The organism is Nostoc sp. (assembly GCF_036917975.1).
Taxonomy (GTDB): domain Bacteria; phylum Cyanobacteriota; class Cyanobacteriia; order Cyanobacteriales; family Nostocaceae; genus Nostoc.
In genome coordinates this window covers 202,359-219,510 of sequence record NZ_JBALEJ010000034.1, presented here as the reverse complement: position 1 = coordinate 219,510, position 17,152 = coordinate 202,359, and the positions used below count along the sequence as shown (strand labels likewise).

Below are 17,152 nucleotides of genomic sequence, written 5' to 3'. Positions count from 1 at the left end.
CGCAGTATTGGGGACTGGTGACTGGGGACTGGGGAAGAAGCAAGGGAGTAGGGAGCAAGGGAGTAGAGTTTTCCCCGCCCTGTACCTCTCTATCCAATCCCCAGTACCCAATCCCCAGTACCCAGTACCCAATCCCCAATCTACTATGCCCCTGACTGACGCAGCAATCCCAGCTTTACTTGTCCTAGCAGATGGAACCACTTATCGCGGTTGGTCTTTCGGTGCGACGGGAACCGCGATCGGAGAAGTGGTATTCAACACTGGCATGACCGGCTATCAAGAAGTCCTGACTGACCCTAGTTATCGCGGTCAGATAGTTATTTTTACCTATCCTGAATTGGGGAATACTGGCGTCAATCCTGAAGATGAAGAATCAGATGGGCCTCAAGTGCGGGGTGCGATCGCCCGGAATATTTGTCAGCGTCCAAGTAACTGGCGATCGACACAATCTTTACCTGACTACCTCAAGCATAACCAAGTACCGGGGATCTACGGCATCGATACCCGCGCCCTCACTCGCAAAATTCGGATGTTTGGAGCGATGAACGGTGGCATTTCTACAACCATTCTCGATGAGGCAGAATTGCTAGAGCAGGTACTAACGGCTCCCAACATGGCAGGATTGAATCTGGTTCGTGAAGTCACCACCCCAACAGCTTATGAATGGGCAGATCCGACAATTCCAGCTTGGGAATTCAACTCTGAAGCTGCCGAAAATCTTGGGGAAGCCTTTACCGTTGTTGCCCTTGACTTTGGCATTAAACGTAATATCTTGCGTCGCCTAGTAAGTTACGGTTGTAAGGTGATTGTTGTACCTGCTGATACACCACCAGAGGAAATCCTCAACTACAATCCAGATGGTGTATTTCTTTCTAACGGCCCTGGCGATCCGGCTGCCGTCACTGAAGGGATTGCAACTGCAAAAGCACTCCTGTTAAGTCAAAAACCAATTTTTGGTATTTGTATGGGACACCAAATTTTAGGTCATGCACTAGGGGCAGAAACCTATAAACTCAAATTTGGTCATCGTGGTTTGAATCAGCCTGCCGGTTTACAACAACGGGTAGAAATTACTAGCCAAAACCATAGTTTTGCTATTGATCCAGATTCTTTACCTACAGCAGTTGTGGAAATCAGCCACCTAAACTTAAACGATCGCACCATTGCTGGGGTACGTCACAAATCTCTACCTGTATTTTCCGTACAGTATCACCCAGAAGCCAGTCCTGGCCCCCACGATGCTGATTACTTGTTTGAGCAATTTGTTCAATCCATGCGAACAGCACGTCAAACCGTGGCAGAGGTGAGGTAAAAATAGGGGAATAGGGACTGGGGACTGGGGACTAGGGACTGGGGAATAAAATCTAAGAATACTATTTTCCAGTACCCAGTACCCAGTACCCAGTACCCAATCCCCTATTCCAACAGATTGTAGACAACTTGCTCAAAAACCATCTATACTTGAGCGTTCACTTTAACTCATGAGGAGGGAATTATTGCTGAGCCACTAAATCTAACCGTTAGCCTGAGGGGCACTCGTGAAGTCCGGGATAACTGTCAGCTATTCCGCCTCACAGGTTTGTTAGATGCTTTTTCTGAGCCGACATTTCGCAAGACACTTGGCAGCAAGATTGACGATGGCCCTAAGCATATTATTTTGGATCTCTCACAAATTGACTTTGTAGATAGCTCTGGCTTGGGCGCTCTGGTGCAGCTAGCCAAGCAGGCTCAAACTGCTGATGGCACTTTGCAAATTGTCACGAATGCCCGTGTAACTCAAACGGTCAAGCTTGTTCGCCTAGAGAAGTTTCTCTCCCTGCAAAAATCAGTTGAAGACGCTCTAGAAAACGTCAAGTAGCCTTGATTGCTAGACCTGAAAGTTCAATTTAGCTATCTAGATTCAACATCAGATAGCTTAATTTTTAAAACTTCTGGCAAAAAACCTCTCTCCTTGTGGGCTTGTTGTACACACAAGTAAAATTACCCCCCTTAATCCCCCCGATATATTGGGGAGAAACAAGAAATCTAGTTCTTTCACGCCACATGCTTCAAGTCGGGCGTTGCCCGCCCAAAGCAGTGGCTCCCCTTTATAAGGGGAGGGTTAGGGTGGGGTAAAACCTTGGTTTTTCAGCTATTTCAGACTTGGTGTACACCGTAGCTGCTTGTGGGAGAGGCAAAAAGCCAGTTGAGCTAGTATATTTAAAGTTAAGCAATAACTTAAAGATATAAAAACCCAGTTCTTGGGTATGTAATCGTTGGCTATAATATCTGATAAATAATCAAAGCTTGAGAAATTTGTAAGAAATATCAAGCCAGCATCTTTGTCGATAAGTAGACTTGATCCTGTATAGTTAAAAATTGTCACTTACTAAGTAAGCACGACAATGCGATCGAGCCAAAGCGTAAATTTGATGTTCAGATTTTACCCTATCTTCGGCACAGACCACAATAAGTAGGCGAAATTTGGTTTACAGATGTTGACATCATGGTGATTTAAAATGCCAACTCTCAATCAAAAAGATGAAATTAGGAAGTAATTTTGATAGTATTGATTATGCTAAGTATACTATCATGGCATACTTCAGAAAAATCAATCTTTGCGAAGAATGCCTGCCAAATAGAGCCAGTCAAGGAATGATTTATTTGTGAAGTCACAGGAGGAAGAGCTATTAGATGGACAAGATAAAACTCCCAAACCGAGTTTATCTTGGGATCAAGCACTCTTGGCAACCACAGCGCCATTCCAACAGATTTCCTTTTCACAAGTGCAAAAAATTTCTCCTACTGCTTTAGCGTATTTAGGGGATGCAATTTATGAATTGTATGTTAGAATCTTCTATCTGCTGCCATTGCAGCGGTCAGGGATTTACCATAGTCTGGTAGTGGAGCAGGTAAGAGCGGAAACACAAGCGCTACATTTGCGATCGCTGATTCCTCATCTCAGGGATACCGAATTAGAAATTGTCCGACGGGGTAGAAACGCCGCAACAGGACGCCCTAAGCGACTTAATCCCGAAATTTATCAACAGGCTACTAGTCTAGAAACCTTAATTGGCTACTTATATCTCACCGATTATCAGCGTCTAACCGAACTATTGCAAATACTTCATATAGAAAAAGAGTGAAAACTCAATTTCACAATTGCCGTAACACTAGATTAGGTTCAAGAAATTGAGGCAATCGGAGCGATCAACCATACGCTATATCCATAACTAAAATGCAGAATAAACCAAAAAAAATCAGGACTTCTAGTGAACCCAATCGTGGGCAACCCGTAAAAATTAAAGGCAAGCGTGTTGTTACGAATCCGACTCGCAATCCCAGAAAAGTCGATAGCAACCCCATTTCTGTAGCTAATCCAACTCGCAATCCCAGAAAAATCGATAGCAACCCCATCTCTGTAGCTAATCCAACTCGCAATCCCAGAAAAATCGATAGTAACCCCATTTCTGTGGCGAATCCAACTCGTAATCCCAGAAAAGTAGATGGCAACACTATCTCTGTTGTTAATCCGAATCGCAATCCCAGGAAAATCGATAACAACCCCAGTTATGGGAACTCCCGACAACGAAATAATAACTTTTCCCAGCCATCTGCACCTACACAACCGATAGAAGAAGATAGCGATCTCATCTACGGTCGTCACCCCGTATTGAGTGCATTGCAAAATCAGCGCAATCTCAACCGTCTCTGGATTACTACCCGTCTGCGCTACGATCCCAGCTTTCACCATTTTCTCTTGCAAGCGAAGGAAAATGGCACAGTTATTGATGAGGTTGAACCCAAGCGCTTAGACTATCTCACCAACGGCGCTAATCACCAAGGTGTGGCAGCACAAATCGCTCCCTACGCCTACACCGAATTGCCCGATCTAATTGAACAGTGCAAATCTGTAACCGATGCCGTAATTGTCGTGGCTGACGGAATTACCGATCCCCACAACTTGGGAGCAATTATTCGCACCGCCGAAGCAATCGGCGCTCAAGGGTTAGTGATTCCCCAAAGAAGAGCATCTGGGATTACTTCTACTGTGATGAAAGTAGCAGCAGGCGCTTTAGAAAATTTTGCTGTAGCTAGAGTCGTCAATCTCAGCCGCTCTTTAGAAGAATTAAAAGAAGCTGGCTTTTGGATTTACGGCACTGCTGCAAGTGGCAGCGAACCTCTGCATACAGTCAATTTCACCGGCCCAATCGTTTTGGTAATTGGCTCAGAAGGTGAAGGTCTGGGTATGTTGACTCAACGATCCTGTGATTTTTTAGTTTCAATTCCTCTACAGGGTAAGACTCCCAGCCTGAATGCTTCCGTAGCAGCAGGTATGGCGCTTTATGAAATTTATCGTCAGCGATCGCTAAATACGCTGCACTTAGATAAATTACACAAAATCTCTTTTAAAAAATAACGTAACAGAGTATAAAGAAATGTAAAAGATAATAAAGTAGCATATCGTTTCACACCCTGTAGCACGTTTATAAATCGGCGAAAACCATGAAAACCATTTGGCATAACCTCAAGGAAGTGTTAATTAACACGTTTGAGAACCTCGGCTTGGCTTGGTGGGTAGAAATTGTAACGCAGAATCCGCGCTGCACGTACTACTTCGGCCCATTTCTGAGTTCTTCCGATGCAACATTAGCCAGCAAAGGATACATAGAAGATTTGGAGCTTGAAGGAGCTACGGGAATTCTTGTGAGTGTCAAGCGTTGCAAACCTAAGACCTTAACGATCGCTGACGACTTGGGGGAAAGATTTGACCGCAAAGTACAGCCTGCCTTTGGCGGTCAAATTTAAGTTAGGCCAACATAATTCGTAATTCGTAATTCGTAATTACGAATTATTTCCTTAAGAGTCAATAATCCACGGGTTTTTGACTACTAATTACCTGCGGATGTTCTTCCAGCCAACGATCAATGTCACTGAGAACTAGTTGGGGGACTTCCCAGGGAAAAAGATGTGCGGTGTTGGCATAGCACTGCCACCGAGAATTTTGGAGGTGTTGAGCAGTTTCTAAGCTGGAATCAGATGTAATGTGGCGGTCTTGATCGCCAGCAAGTACTAAAGTCGGACATTGAATTAGTGGCAAATCTGGAAGTCGGTTGTATCCCGATTGAATTGCACTATAGAGGGCGCGAGTCGCCGCCGGGGAAGTTTGCAGATAAGCTGGCACTGCTTCTTTGGCAATGTAGTTGTAACTGGTAGATGTATGTTGTTGGATTAGATAGCGAAAAAGCGATCGCCTGCCAAAAGTTTCAATATTCCATTGCCAACTCGGTTTTATATAGTTCAACAAGGCAGCAACGCCAGTATATAAATTATCCTGCCAAGTAATGCTCGGATGACTACCACGGGGTTTTGCAGCTGTTGCCACCAAAATCAGCCCAGTAACGCGCTCTGGCAAACGTAATGCCAACTCCATTGCCAGAATACCCCCAAGTGACCATCCCAATACTAGGCATTTTTCAATCTCTAAGCGGTCTAGCAGCGCTTCTAAATCAGTCAAATGGTCATTCATCTCAAAATTGCGGTTGTAGCGACTTTTCCCATATCCACGTAAATCAGGAGCAAAAGTTTTGTAGCGTTTTGATAAATGATTGGTAAAGACAGAAAGACTACGACCAGTACCAGGATGACCATGTAAGCCTAAAATGGGGAATCCTTGACCTTGGATGTAGACATTGAGACTTGCAGCAGTCGTGGTATGGCGATCGCTCATTACTTGCTGTTCTCCTGTCTATCGAACAAATGTTTTAAAATACATTGACGTACCTATTTTAGATTTTAGATTTTAGATTTTAGATTTTAGATGATTTCCGTTCATGCCCCGCCCGAAGTCAAGCGGAACAAATCCAAAATTGTCAATCTCAAATCACCAAGCCCTGTACCCTTGTGGTCAGGGTCAATCCAAAATTGCAAATCTAAAATCCAAAATTGTTTGACTTTCAGTTCTCAAGCCTCTAATCTCACTCACAACTTTTTTCCGTTCAATGACAATTGCCAACTGCATTGATCGCAGCCTCCAGTGCGATCGCTACATGAGTCCAATGAGTCCCCCCCTGGCAATAAACCACATAGGGTTCACGCAAAGGCCCATCTGCTGATAATTCCAAAGTACTCCCTTCAATAAACGTCCCCCCAGCCATCACCACCTGGCTCTCATACCCCGGCATATCATCTGGAACAGGGTCTAAGTAGGAACCAATGGGAGAATGTTGCTGTATCGCTTTACAGAAAGCAATTAGCTTTTCGGCAGAACCGAGTTTAATTGCCTGAATTACATCCCCACGGGGAGCAAGAGGTGCGGGATTTACTGGATAACCAAGTTGATCAAATACATAACCAGTTAGATAAGTCCCTTTCATCGCCTCTCCTACCATCTGCGGCGCGAGAAATAAGCCTTGGAACAGCAGGCGATTTTGGTCAAAAGTAGCACCGCCATAACTACCGATACCGGGAGCAGTGAGACGACAGGCGGATGCTTCCACTAAATCGGCACGACCGGCGACATAACCACCAGCACTGACAATAGTGCCACCAGGATTTTTAATCAATGACCCCGCCATTAAATCAGCACCTACGGCCGTGGGTTCCTTGGTTTCAATAAATTCGCCGTAGCAGTTATCTACAAAGCAAACGGTGTTCGGGTTTTGCTCTTTGACTAAGTGGACGATTTTTTCAATATCAGCAATTGATAAACTAGGACGCCAAGAATAGCCACAAGAGCGCTGAATTAAGACTAAACGAGTGTTTTCAGCCACACTAGTACTTATTGCTTGCCAATCTATAGTTCCTTCTAAGGTTAGCTCCAATTGGCGGTAATTTATGCCAAACTCGATAAGAGAACCTTGACCTTGACCCCGTAAACCAATGACTTCTTCAAGCGTATCGTAGGGAGAACCAACCACTGCTAACATTTCATCCCCAGGACGGAGGACACCAAACAAAGCACAAGCGATCGCATGAGTTCCCGAAACAAACTGCACTCGCACCGCCGCAGCTTCAGCACCCATAACTTCGGCAAAAACTTTATCCAAGGTTTCTCGTCCTAAATCATCATGACCATAGCCGCTTACACCAGCAAAGTGGTGTGCGCCGACACGGTGATTACGAAAAGCATCCAGCACTCGTTTTAGATTATGCTTGACCTGAGCGTCAATTCCAGAAAAAATTTCTAACAGTGCATGTTCTGCTTGCCGCAGCTGTTCTAAGCTGTTCATCAGTTCCTCGGTTCAAAAAAATTAAATTATAGATATGCGGATTTTCAGATCGCGCTGTTCTTCGACTGGAAAAATTAAAATTCAGGTTACTGCATGACAATTGCTACTTCAACCAAACCTCAAATTAACTGGGTTAATACCCTGTTTTTCATTGGACTGCACATCGGCGCTTTATTTGCCTTTGTTCCCGGTAACTTTAGCTGGACGGCAGTTGGTGTGGGTTTCTTGCTGTACTGGGTAACAGGTGGTTTAGGAGTTACTCTAGGATTTCACCGCCTTGTCACCCACCGCAGTTTTCAAACTCCCAAGTGGCTAGAATATCTCTTGGTTTTCTTCGGCACACTTTCATGTCAAGGAGGCCCAATTGAGTGGGTCGGGACACACCGTATCCATCATTTACACTCTGATACTGACGCTGATCCTCATGATTCTAATAAAGGCTTCTGGTGGAGCCACATGGATTGGCTGATTCACTATTGTCCCGCTCACGCTGATGTTCCTCGTTTCACCAAAGACATTGCCGAAGACCCAGTTTATCAGTTTTTAGAAAAATATTTCATTTTGATCCAGGTTGCTCTGGGTGTACTGCTTTTGCTTCTGGGTGGCTGGCCTTTTGTGATTTGGGGAATTTTTGTTCGGATTGTTTGGGTTTACCACTGCACTTGGTTGGTAAACAGCGCTACTCATAAATTTGGCTATCGGAGCTATGATTCTGGCGATCGCTCGACTAATTGCTGGTGGGTAGCTGTACTAGTTTTTGGTGAAGGCTGGCATAATAACCATCATGCCTTTCAATACTCAGCTCGTCATGGGCTGGAATGGTGGGAAATCGATTTGACCTGGATGACAGTTCAATTGCTACAAGCAGTTGGTCTGGCCACTAATGTGAAGTTGGCCCCAACAAAAGTTAGTTAGGAGTTAGGAGTTAGGAGTTAGGAGTTAGGAGTTAGGAGTTAGGAGTTACATAAGGGTGTTTTTACTTATCACTTTTTACTCCTAACTTTTCAAAAAGCTATTTACGGGTGCGCTTGTGTCTGTTAGGTTGCTATAATCCGAAGCGCTAATGTGAAGAGTTTTTGCGGCAAGTTGCTTTTCGGTGACTTGGTGGAGGAGTTTGTTGTTTTTCAGGTGTCCATGACTACATCAATAATTAACAGCCAGAAACTAAGTGACGAGCCTGGTAATTCCGATTTTAGGCTCAAAGATATTGTCAAAACCCTGCCACGGGAATGTTTTCAGCAGAACCGTCGCAAAGCTTGGACACAAGTACTACTTAGTGTCTTGGCAGTCGCCTTGGGCTATTACAGCCTAGTCATCACTCCTTGGTTTCTTTTACCCCTAGCTTGGATTTTTACGGGTACTGCTTTAACAGGTTTTTTTGTTATTGGCCATGATTGTGGTCACAGGTCTTTTGCCAAACGTCGTTGGGTAAACGATTTGGTAGGGCATTTCTTTATGATGCCGTTAATTTACCCCTTTCACAGTTGGCGTATTAAGCATAATTATCACCATACTCATACCAACAAGCTGGATGAAGATAACGCTTGGCATCCAATTAGACCAGAAGTGTTTCAAAATTGGGATCAAACCCGGCAGTCTGCTTTTGAACTGTTCATGCGTAAACGTTTCTGGTGGGTAGGTTCCATTGGACATTGGGCTGTGGTGCATTTTGATTGGCGGAACTTCAAAACTAAAGACCAATCGAGTATCAAGCTTTCTGTGGCTGTGGTAGTTGTGTTTGCTGCGATCGCTTTCCCGCTTCTGGTCGCTACAACTGGTATCTGGGGCTTTGTCAAATTTTGGCTAGTACCCTGGATGGTTTACCATTTTTGGATGAGTACTTTTACTATTGTTCACCACACTGCCGCAGATGTTCCTTTTGCGACAGCGACCAAGTGGAATGAAGCTCTAGCACAGCTATCTGGAACTATTCATTGCGATTATCCGCGTTGGGTAGAAATTCTGTGCCATGATATCAATGTTCATGTACCTCATCATATTTCCACCGCTATTCCTTCTTATAATTTGCGGCTAGCTTACAGCAGCATCAAAGAAAATTGGGAGCCTCATCTGCATGATGAGTGTCAGTTTTCTTGGTCTTTAATGAAGCAGATTACAGACCAATGTCAACTATACACAACTGATGTTGGCTATAAAACTTTCGACGAACATTATGCAGAGCAATAAATAGCGCTGTAATTACACTCACGCTCTTGAACCAACAAGAGCGTTTATCATGCTGTCTTTAAATAGACTCTGGCGATTTTTTACTGACTAAGATTTTAGATAATCTGCCAGAAATTATCCTCTTTTATGTTAGCGATCGCTAGTTTCGTGGGCATCCTAGAGATGAGATGATTTTGTCTCAAATAAAGTTCCGATTTATATCCAACAAAAGAATCTAGTGCAATCAAATATCATTACGTTCAAAAATCCTCCTGCTAGTGAAACGTCTGAGGATACGACTAAATTGCCTTTTACTCTTCAAGATTTAAAAGCTGCAATCCCTGCTGAATGTTTTCAGCCAAATGTGACAAAATCACTTTTTTACTTTTTTCGTGATATCTTGATTATTGGTCTGCTTTATGCAGTTGCTTATTCCCTGGATTCTTGGCTTTTCTTCCCGATTTTCTGGCTAATGCAAGGAACGATGTTTTGGGCTTTGTTTGTAGTCGGACACGACTGCGGACACCAATCTTTTTCTAAGCACAAATGGCTCAATGATTTGATTGGACATCTTTCTCACACACCAATACTTGTTCCTTATCATGGTTGGCGGATCAGCCATAGAACTCATCACAAAAATACTGGCAATATCGATAACGATGAAAGCTGGTATCCTGTGACAGAATCACAATATAAGGAGATGCCTTTAGCTCAAAAAATAGGCAGATATTATGTTTTCCTATTGGCTTATCCGGTGTATTTGTTTAAGCGTTCTCCTAATAAAGAAGGCTCCCATTTTTTGCCTAGCAGTTCGCTTTTCAAGGCATCAGAAAAATGGGATGTAATCACTAGCACTGTACTTTTGATTGGCATGGTAGGTTTGCTCGGTTTTCTCACCTACCAATGGGGTTGGATGTGGTTGCTGAAATATTATGCTGTGCCCTACCTTGTGTTTATAGTTTGGCTAGATTTGGTGACATTCTTGCACCACACTGAGCCAGAACTTCCCTGGTATCGTGGAGAAGATTGGACTTTTTTAAAAGGTGCAATTTCTAGTATTGACCGCGATTATGGTTTGGTTAATCATATCCATCACGATATCGGTACTCATGTCGCTCACCATATATTCCTGAACATCCCTCACTACAATTTGTTGAAGGCAACTGAGGCAATAAAACCAGTAATGGGTGAGTATTTCCACAAATCAGAAGAACCAATTTGGAAGTCATTATGGCATTCATGTATCAGCTGCCATTTTGTCCCTGATACTGGTAGTAAGGTTTACTACACATCTAATAACAAGTTAGCTAAAGGCTAAGACTCAGATTCCCGACTTCTTTCAAGAAGTCGGGAATCTAGTATTTTCGTTAGTGCTGATTAGATTAAATATTACCTAAATACCTAGTACAACCTACCTCTTGAGGTGCCTTGGCGTAGCCTGCCGCAGGCATCGCACATCACATTAACATTACATTATTAGTGCTTCTAACTCTGTCAGTATTTGATCTTCCTTAGCCTGCGGTAAATCTCAACTTGCTAACTGTCAGGTTATTAAAATACAGAGGTAAAATAAAATAAATAGATGACGTTTGCAGATTCTTGCTCCTATCCTGACAAAAGGATTTATTTTCTCCAGACTCTTGCTGTCTTGGTTGGTAAAGATTAACATATCTGTGGACAGAGGCGCAATATTTCGTTAAACCAACCTGGGAAAAATTAAAATCTCTTGGGCTGTCTACTTTGAAGGAAGGTTGAGCACCAGTTAAGTTTATCTGTATGTAGTGACTTAAGACCATTACCTGGTAGGTTTATAAATCAGCACAGACTATACTATAGACAATTTACCCAAAACTTTTTCCAACTTTAAAATCAGAGGTATCAATGATTATAACTAATTTTAGCAAACAAAAAAGTGAATTTAAGGAACCTAAAATACTTAAAGCGAAACCCCATTGGCAAGGGCAAAATTTGACTGATACTGCTGTCAAAGGTAAAGATATCAAAAAGATACAAGATACTGCACCTGATAGTTCGATTTTCAATAGCTTGAATCGTGGTCGAGTTGCTATTTTTATTGATGGCTTAAACCTATTTCATACAGCTTTACAACTTGGTATAGAAATTGACTATGTTAAATTACTTTGTCATTTAACCAACGGTTCAAGACTGTTGCGTGCTTTCTTCTATACTGGAGTTGATCTCAGCAATGAAAAGCAACAGGGTTTTTTATTGTGGATGCGTCGTAATGGCTATCGTGTAGTGGCAAAAGAGCTTGTTTTAGCAGCAGAGAATTTCAAAAAATCAAATTTGAACGTAGAAATTGCTGTAGATATGATCACTTTAGCCCCTTACTATGATACAGCGGTTTTAGTTAGTGGGGATGGAGATTTAGCTTATGCAGTGAACGCTGTTAGCAGAATGGGGGTTCGGGTGGAAGTGGTCAGTCTGCAAACAACGACCAGTGAAAGTTTGATTGATGTTGCTGACTGCTTCATTGATCTCGACAGCATTAAAACACATATTCAAAAAGATTCTAATCTTGGCTATAGTTATCGCACGCCGTCAAATTCAAACCTTTAAAACCCGATTTCAAATCTATCGAAATCTCTACTCAGCTATTACAAACTTGTAGAAGGTTTATACAGATTGGGTGGGGTTTAAATCCCTATTCATACCCTCCCAATCCCCAATCCCCAGTCCCCAATCCCCAATTCAATTTTGCTCAACCTTATATTTAAATGGATATTTTAATAGTTGAAGATGAACCAGAAATAGCTCATTTAATCGAAATCTCTTTAGAAAAAGAAGGATTTTTTTGTCGCACTAGCCGCGATGGCATGAATGCTCTGCGGATGTTTCAGGATCAACCACCGGATTTAATCATTCTAGATTTAATGATTCCTGGTTTGGATGGGTTAGAAGTTTGTGCCCGAATTCGCCAGAAACCAGGTGCAAAAGATCCTTACATTTTGATGCTTACTGCTAAGGGTGAGGAAATCGATCGCGTCATTGGTCTATCCACTGGTGCTGATGATTATATGGTCAAACCCTTTAGCCCCAGAGAGTTGGTAGCTAGGGTGCGGGCACTATTACGGCGTAGCCTCCGTCAAGGGGGACAACATCAAGTTAATCGTACCCAACACTTTATCGTCGATGTAGACCAGCGCACTGCTAATCGCCAGATGAATTCCCAAGAAGTTGAAATTTTGGACTTAACTACCCTAGAATTTAACTTGCTTACCACCTTTGTCAGCAATCCTGGTCGAGTTTGGAACCGCACTCAACTAATTGATAAACTTTGGGGAGATAACTTTTTTGGCGATGAACGAGTGGTAGATACTCATGTAGCTCGGTTGCGAAAAAAGATTGAACCCGATCCGGCAAATCCTACTTTTATTAAAACTGTTGTTGGGGTTGGCTATAAATTTGAAGATCCTCTGGTAGCGTAAATGTTATGAAGATGGGTCTGAGAACACGTCTATTTTTCTCCCACTTAGTAGTGATGATCGTGGGGGTAGCTAGTCTGGTAAGCATCAGCAAAATCTCTTCCCCGCGTTTGTTTGTACTGCATTTGGAAGGATTAGAAAATCAGGGGTTTGACTTAATCGATGTCCGTGCTGAATTGGTTACAGGATTTGAACTTGCTTGGCAACGAAGCACTATTTGGTCAGTCTTAGTCGGCACTACCGCCGCCGGAGGATTGAGTTACTGGGTGTCCAGACGGATTATGCAAAGGTTAACCGAGATGGAACAAATCACCCAAAAATTTGCTGCTGGTCAGATGGATGCACGACTACCTGTATCTGATATTCCAGAACTTAGTGGACTGAGTGCTAGTTTCAACCGAATGGCAGCCAGTTTAGAAGGGGTAGAAGCGCGGCGGCGAGAAGTAATTGGAGATATGACCCATGAACTACGAACACCGTTAACAGTGGTGCGTGGTTACTTGGAAGAACTGGCTGATGGAGAAATTGAAGCGTCTCCTGAAATCTATCGGCGTTTAGCTAAAGAAACTAAGCGTTTAGAGCGCTTGGTGAACGATTTACAAGAACTGTCTAAGGCAGAAGCAGGTTATCTGCCAATTAATATCCAACGGATAAATCTGCGTCCGTTGTTAGAATCATTAATTGAAAAATTTACCGACCAACTGTTAGAAGATGGGCCAGTTCTGCTCTTAAAGTGTCCATCTGTAATACCTCCTGTATTGGCAGATATTGATCGGACAGAACAGGTGTTAGTTAATCTGCTAGGTAATGCAGTATATTACACTAACGAAGGTTCAATTACCATTGATGTTGGGACTGAAGCATCTCAACTCTGGATTGCGGTGATAGATACAGGCATTGGTATCGCTCCAGAAAATCTGCCCCATGTGTTTGAGCGCTTCTGGCGAGCCGACCAATCGCGCGATCGCTATTCGGGAGGTACTGGGATTGGTTTAACTATTTCCCACCGTTTAATTGAACTACAAGGCGGTAAGATTCAGGTAGAAAGCGAATTGGGAGTTGGCAGTAAGTTTCGGTTTTTTCTGCCTTTGGCTTGAGTCTGAGGGATTGACACAAGGTAGTCATGGCTGTGTCATACCCAATTGTTAATTTGAAAGTATCCCACATTTTTGTTTGTTGATAGACACCAAAATTTGGGAATTGCATAGAGTATAACATTATGTCTACTTTTGTTCTGGCCGCTTTTTTGGTTAGTTTACTCAGTTTTTCGGGTTACGCTGCGATCGCCTACCTGTTTCCTCAAAATCGTTCCCAAGACTAAATAATTCATAATTCGTAATTCGTAATTCGTAATTCGTAATTGAATTCTTAACTACAAAATACGAATTAGTAATTAGTTAATTTCCTTTCGCAATAATTCTGGAATCTGAGAAGGGCGTTCGGCTACTGTAATTTCTGCTTCTTTTAAAGCAGCTAATTTACTTTGGGCTGTGCCAAAATTGGGATCGCGTCCGATAACCGTTGCTAAAGTCCCGGTTTCTCGCCAAGTTTTTCCTGGTGGTGCAAGTCTACCTGCAATGTAGGCAATTACTGGTTTATCAATTGCCTCAGCAATGTATCGGGCTGCTGCTTCTTCACTACCACCACCAGGTTGACCGACTAAAACGATCGCCTCTGTGGTTTCATCCTCATCAAGGATTTGCAGCCATTGCAGAAACGAGGAACCAACGATCGCATCACTACCAATACTGACACTAATCGACTGCCCCAAACCTGCTTTTGTTAATTCATAGGCAATTTCGTAGGTGAGGGTACTGCTACGACTAACGATCCCCACTGTCCCAGGGGTATAAAATTCGCTGGGTTGAGTCCCTAAGAGAATTTTTCCCGGTACAATTATCCCCGGACTATTTGGCCCAATGACCAAAGTTTCACAGGCTTCGGCTTTGCGGAGTAATTGTACCATATCCAAAGGCGGCACGCCAGCAGTAATAATAATAATCTGGCGAATCTTAGATGCGATCGCTTCTAATGCCGCATCTAGTACGTCATAAGGATCTACATAAATAATTGTCGTATCAATTGCCCCAAATTTTTCTATTACTTCCTCTACTAAATCAAATACTGGCAGTCCATGCAGTTCTTGTCCGCCGCATCCAGCATTGACACCAGCTACCAAATTCGTGCCATAAGCTTTCATTTGAGCAACATAGGTGCTTGATATAAATTCACAAAAGCCTTGAATTAAGACTTTACTTTCTGGCGTTAAGTTCATAAAAAATTACCTTAAATTTACCAAGCCAGTGAATTGAACCACTGGGCTTGAAGAAAGGGACATGAGAGTGCTGAGTAGTGAGTGCTGAGTAGTGAGTGATGGAGATGAAGGAGAAATAATTCCTGCCCCCTGCCTCCTGCCTCCTGCCCCCTGCCTTATCCCAACGACAAATATTGACGCCCACCTACTTTATTGCTCACTACTTTTTATTAACCGTTGGTTTAGCAAGACGAACTGCTGCATCCACTGCCTCATCTAAATTTTCTACCACGAGAAGCGCATTGCTGTGGGTTTTTAGTGTTGTCAAATATTTTCTTGCAGTACTAAATTCAGAACCGGCAAGGCGGACAACTAAAGATGGAAAATTACGCTCTCGCCGCACTTTATTACCATTAGAACGTATAATTTGTGATTGAATTTCGCTATTCTCTGGCTGCACAACTCTGGCGATCACTTCAGTTACTTCCTCAGTTTGAGGAATGCTACCTAGAAAGTTAATTAATATTACTTGAATACTTTTATCAGCCTCCAGCATTTTCAGACCCATTTCTAGGCGATCGCGGAAGGTTGTTGGTGTAGTATCTGTAAGGAAAGCATGACGTAGATTCAAACAAAGACCTGGATTACCGCCAGCATTAGCAACTAAATCCAAAGTTGCCATCACCGAACCAGTACCATTACCTAAAATACCGATTTTTCCATGCATTGCTACACCATCCCAGTCGCCTAAAATACCGTTGATTTCAGTACTGGTATGACGGCTGATAATTTTTGCCGCCATTTCGGCAAGATCGGGATGACGCTTGATCGCCCGTTCGTTGACTCTGACTTTACCATTGAGAGCCATAACTTGATTAGTAGCACTGACTGCCAAGGGATTGATTTCAACTAAATCCAGGTCTTTTTGCACAAATAAGTGGTACATCTTCTCCAAAACGTTGCTTACCGACTGCATCAGCGTTCCTTGCAAACCCATTTTCAAAGCTAGTCGTCGGGCATAAAATGGCGAGAATTCTTGTTCTACAACAACATGGTGCATTTTTTCGCCAGCCGATTCCCAATCGATGTCCGCTTCTTTGCAACCTAAAAGTACCGGTCGGCAGACAGCAGTATCTAAAACCACCGCTAGATAAAATTCCTGGTTAGCGTCGTATTGGGATTCTGCCAGCACAACTTCCGGCAATTCGCCCCATATTGGTAAACTAAAGATATTTTGAGCAGCTGCGATCGCATCGATAGTCGTTTGAGCAAACCTGACTCCACCAGCTTTTGCTCGTTCTGCTCCGTGTACTTGAGATTTCAGTACAATTGGAAAGCGAATTTTTAAACGTTTTAAATCTGTAGGATGGTCAATTCGCTGGGAAGGCAATACCGGAATGCCTATCTTCCCAAACCATTCTTTAACTTGATACTCTAATAAATCCATTGATACACCTTGTACTGATACTTTCCAAGCTTTTGCTGATTGCTGTCTTAATATTTTGCAGCACCTTTATTGCAGAATGAAGCTTTTAGCAGCTATAAAAATTTATTTTTCACGGATCAATTTTATCGAATTTACCAAATGAGGCACATTAATTTCGATAGCCAACCCGTTTACAACACATAATTAATATCCTCAGCAAGCTTCCCAGCATAGAAGATAATTAGCATTTCTGTCAAAACCTTCTGACATAACATCGTTTTCTTAACCTTTGGATAATTTGGTAACAACTGCTCTGCAACTAGAATTTTCTAGGAAACTAGCTCCTATGAATTTAATTGTGGCGAAATAATGCAGTGAAAATACCCAAACATTCTATTATTCCCATTTTTTATTTGTAATTCATATCTGAAGACAGATTATTTAATTTTTCACCTATGAATCTGAAAATGTAGCGCCGCGAACAATAACTGCTTTTTTAATTTTTGGTGAAAAGTCAGAATTTGTGTTAGAAAGTTGGTCGTTCAGATTTTCAGGCTGTAGTTGGTTAAATTGTGCATTTGCATTCAATAAACCGAGAAAGTTCGTTTCATCCTCTTAAAAATAATCAAAACAATATAGAAGTTCAGCA

At 42.6% G+C, this 17,152-nt stretch carries 15 protein-coding genes; 11 read left to right on the top strand and 4 right to left on the bottom strand.

The features are described 5' to 3' along the window. Positions 1-145 precede the first annotated feature (145 nt). The 5 genes from carA (at position 146) to V7K76_RS15615 (ending at position 4,788) form a co-directional block, all read left to right on the top strand. A complete protein-coding gene (gene carA, locus V7K76_RS15635) occupies positions 146-1,312 on the top strand; it encodes a glutamine-hydrolyzing carbamoyl-phosphate synthase small subunit (RefSeq protein WP_334952861.1) in 1,167 nt (388 codons plus the stop codon). A 180-nt stretch (positions 1,313-1,492) separates the two neighbouring features. After that, positions 1,493-1,858, top strand: a complete 366-nt coding sequence (locus V7K76_RS15630) for an STAS domain-containing protein (RefSeq protein WP_334780218.1) — start codon at positions 1,493-1,495, stop codon at positions 1,856-1,858. A 787-nt stretch (positions 1,859-2,645) separates the two neighbouring features. After that, the gene (locus tag V7K76_RS15625; RefSeq protein ID WP_334780173.1) at positions 2,646-3,125 is read left to right on the top strand and encodes a Mini-ribonuclease 3; all 480 of its coding nucleotides are present in this window, start codon (positions 2,646-2,648) and stop codon (positions 3,123-3,125) included. Between the two features lie 92 nt (positions 3,126-3,217). Beyond that, complete coding sequence (gene rlmB / locus V7K76_RS15620; RefSeq protein WP_334780172.1) at positions 3,218-4,399, top strand: 23S rRNA (guanosine(2251)-2'-O)-methyltransferase RlmB; 1,182 nt, start codon at positions 3,218-3,220, stop codon at positions 4,397-4,399. 86 nt (positions 4,400-4,485) lie between these two features. Beyond that, complete coding sequence (locus V7K76_RS15615) at positions 4,486-4,788, top strand: DUF1816 domain-containing protein (RefSeq protein ID WP_334780171.1); 303 nt, start codon at positions 4,486-4,488, stop codon at positions 4,786-4,788. A gap of 58 nt (positions 4,789-4,846) precedes the next feature. Here the strand turns inward: V7K76_RS15615 and V7K76_RS15610 are convergent, their stop codons facing one another. Both V7K76_RS15610 and V7K76_RS15605 read right to left on the bottom strand, forming a co-directional pair. Then, positions 4,847-5,710 carry an alpha/beta fold hydrolase gene (locus V7K76_RS15610; protein ID WP_334780170.1) on the bottom strand — a complete coding sequence of 288 codons (864 nt, stop codon included), beginning with the start codon at positions 5,708-5,710 and terminating at the stop codon, positions 4,847-4,849. A gap of 268 nt (positions 5,711-5,978) precedes the next feature. Further along, on the bottom strand, positions 5,979-7,211 hold the full coding sequence (locus V7K76_RS15605; protein ID WP_334780169.1) for a methionine gamma-lyase family protein: 1,233 nt from the start codon (positions 7,209-7,211) through the stop codon (positions 5,979-5,981). A 93-nt stretch (positions 7,212-7,304) separates the two neighbouring features. On the opposite strand from V7K76_RS15605, the gene V7K76_RS15600 reads away from it, so the two are divergent. From V7K76_RS15600 to V7K76_RS15575, 6 genes are all read left to right on the top strand, one after another. Beyond that, entirely contained in the window at positions 7,305-8,126 is an 822-nt protein-coding gene (locus V7K76_RS15600) for an acyl-CoA desaturase (RefSeq protein WP_334780168.1), read from the top strand. Positions 8,127-8,345: 219 nt separating this feature from the next. After that, positions 8,346-9,398 carry a fatty acid desaturase gene (locus V7K76_RS15595; RefSeq protein WP_334780167.1) on the top strand — a complete coding sequence of 351 codons (1,053 nt, stop codon included), beginning with the start codon at positions 8,346-8,348 and terminating at the stop codon, positions 9,396-9,398. Between the two features lie 217 nt (positions 9,399-9,615). After that, complete coding sequence (locus V7K76_RS15590) at positions 9,616-10,695, top strand: fatty acid desaturase (protein WP_334780166.1); 1,080 nt, start codon at positions 9,616-9,618, stop codon at positions 10,693-10,695. Between the two features lie 563 nt (positions 10,696-11,258). Beyond that, positions 11,259-11,957: a LabA-like NYN domain-containing protein gene (locus V7K76_RS15585; RefSeq protein ID WP_179067522.1), complete on the top strand. Its 699-nt coding sequence runs from the start codon at positions 11,259-11,261 to the stop codon at positions 11,955-11,957. Positions 11,958-12,115: 158 nt separating this feature from the next. Then, positions 12,116-12,826, top strand: a complete 711-nt coding sequence (locus tag V7K76_RS15580; protein ID WP_334780165.1) for a response regulator transcription factor — start codon at positions 12,116-12,118, stop codon at positions 12,824-12,826. 5 nt (positions 12,827-12,831) lie between these two features. Continuing rightward, positions 12,832-13,920: a sensor histidine kinase gene (locus tag V7K76_RS15575; RefSeq protein WP_334780164.1), complete on the top strand. Its 1,089-nt coding sequence runs from the start codon at positions 12,832-12,834 to the stop codon at positions 13,918-13,920. Positions 13,921-14,216: 296 nt separating this feature from the next. Here V7K76_RS15575 and V7K76_RS15570 read toward each other — a convergent pair whose 3' ends face one another. After that, complete coding sequence (locus V7K76_RS15570) at positions 14,217-15,098, bottom strand: succinate--CoA ligase subunit alpha (protein ID WP_334780163.1); 882 nt, start codon at positions 15,096-15,098, stop codon at positions 14,217-14,219. A 199-nt stretch (positions 15,099-15,297) separates the two neighbouring features. Next, positions 15,298-16,524, bottom strand: a complete 1,227-nt coding sequence (locus tag V7K76_RS15565; RefSeq protein ID WP_334780162.1) for a succinate--CoA ligase subunit beta — start codon at positions 16,522-16,524, stop codon at positions 15,298-15,300. Positions 16,525-17,152 lie beyond the last annotated feature (628 nt).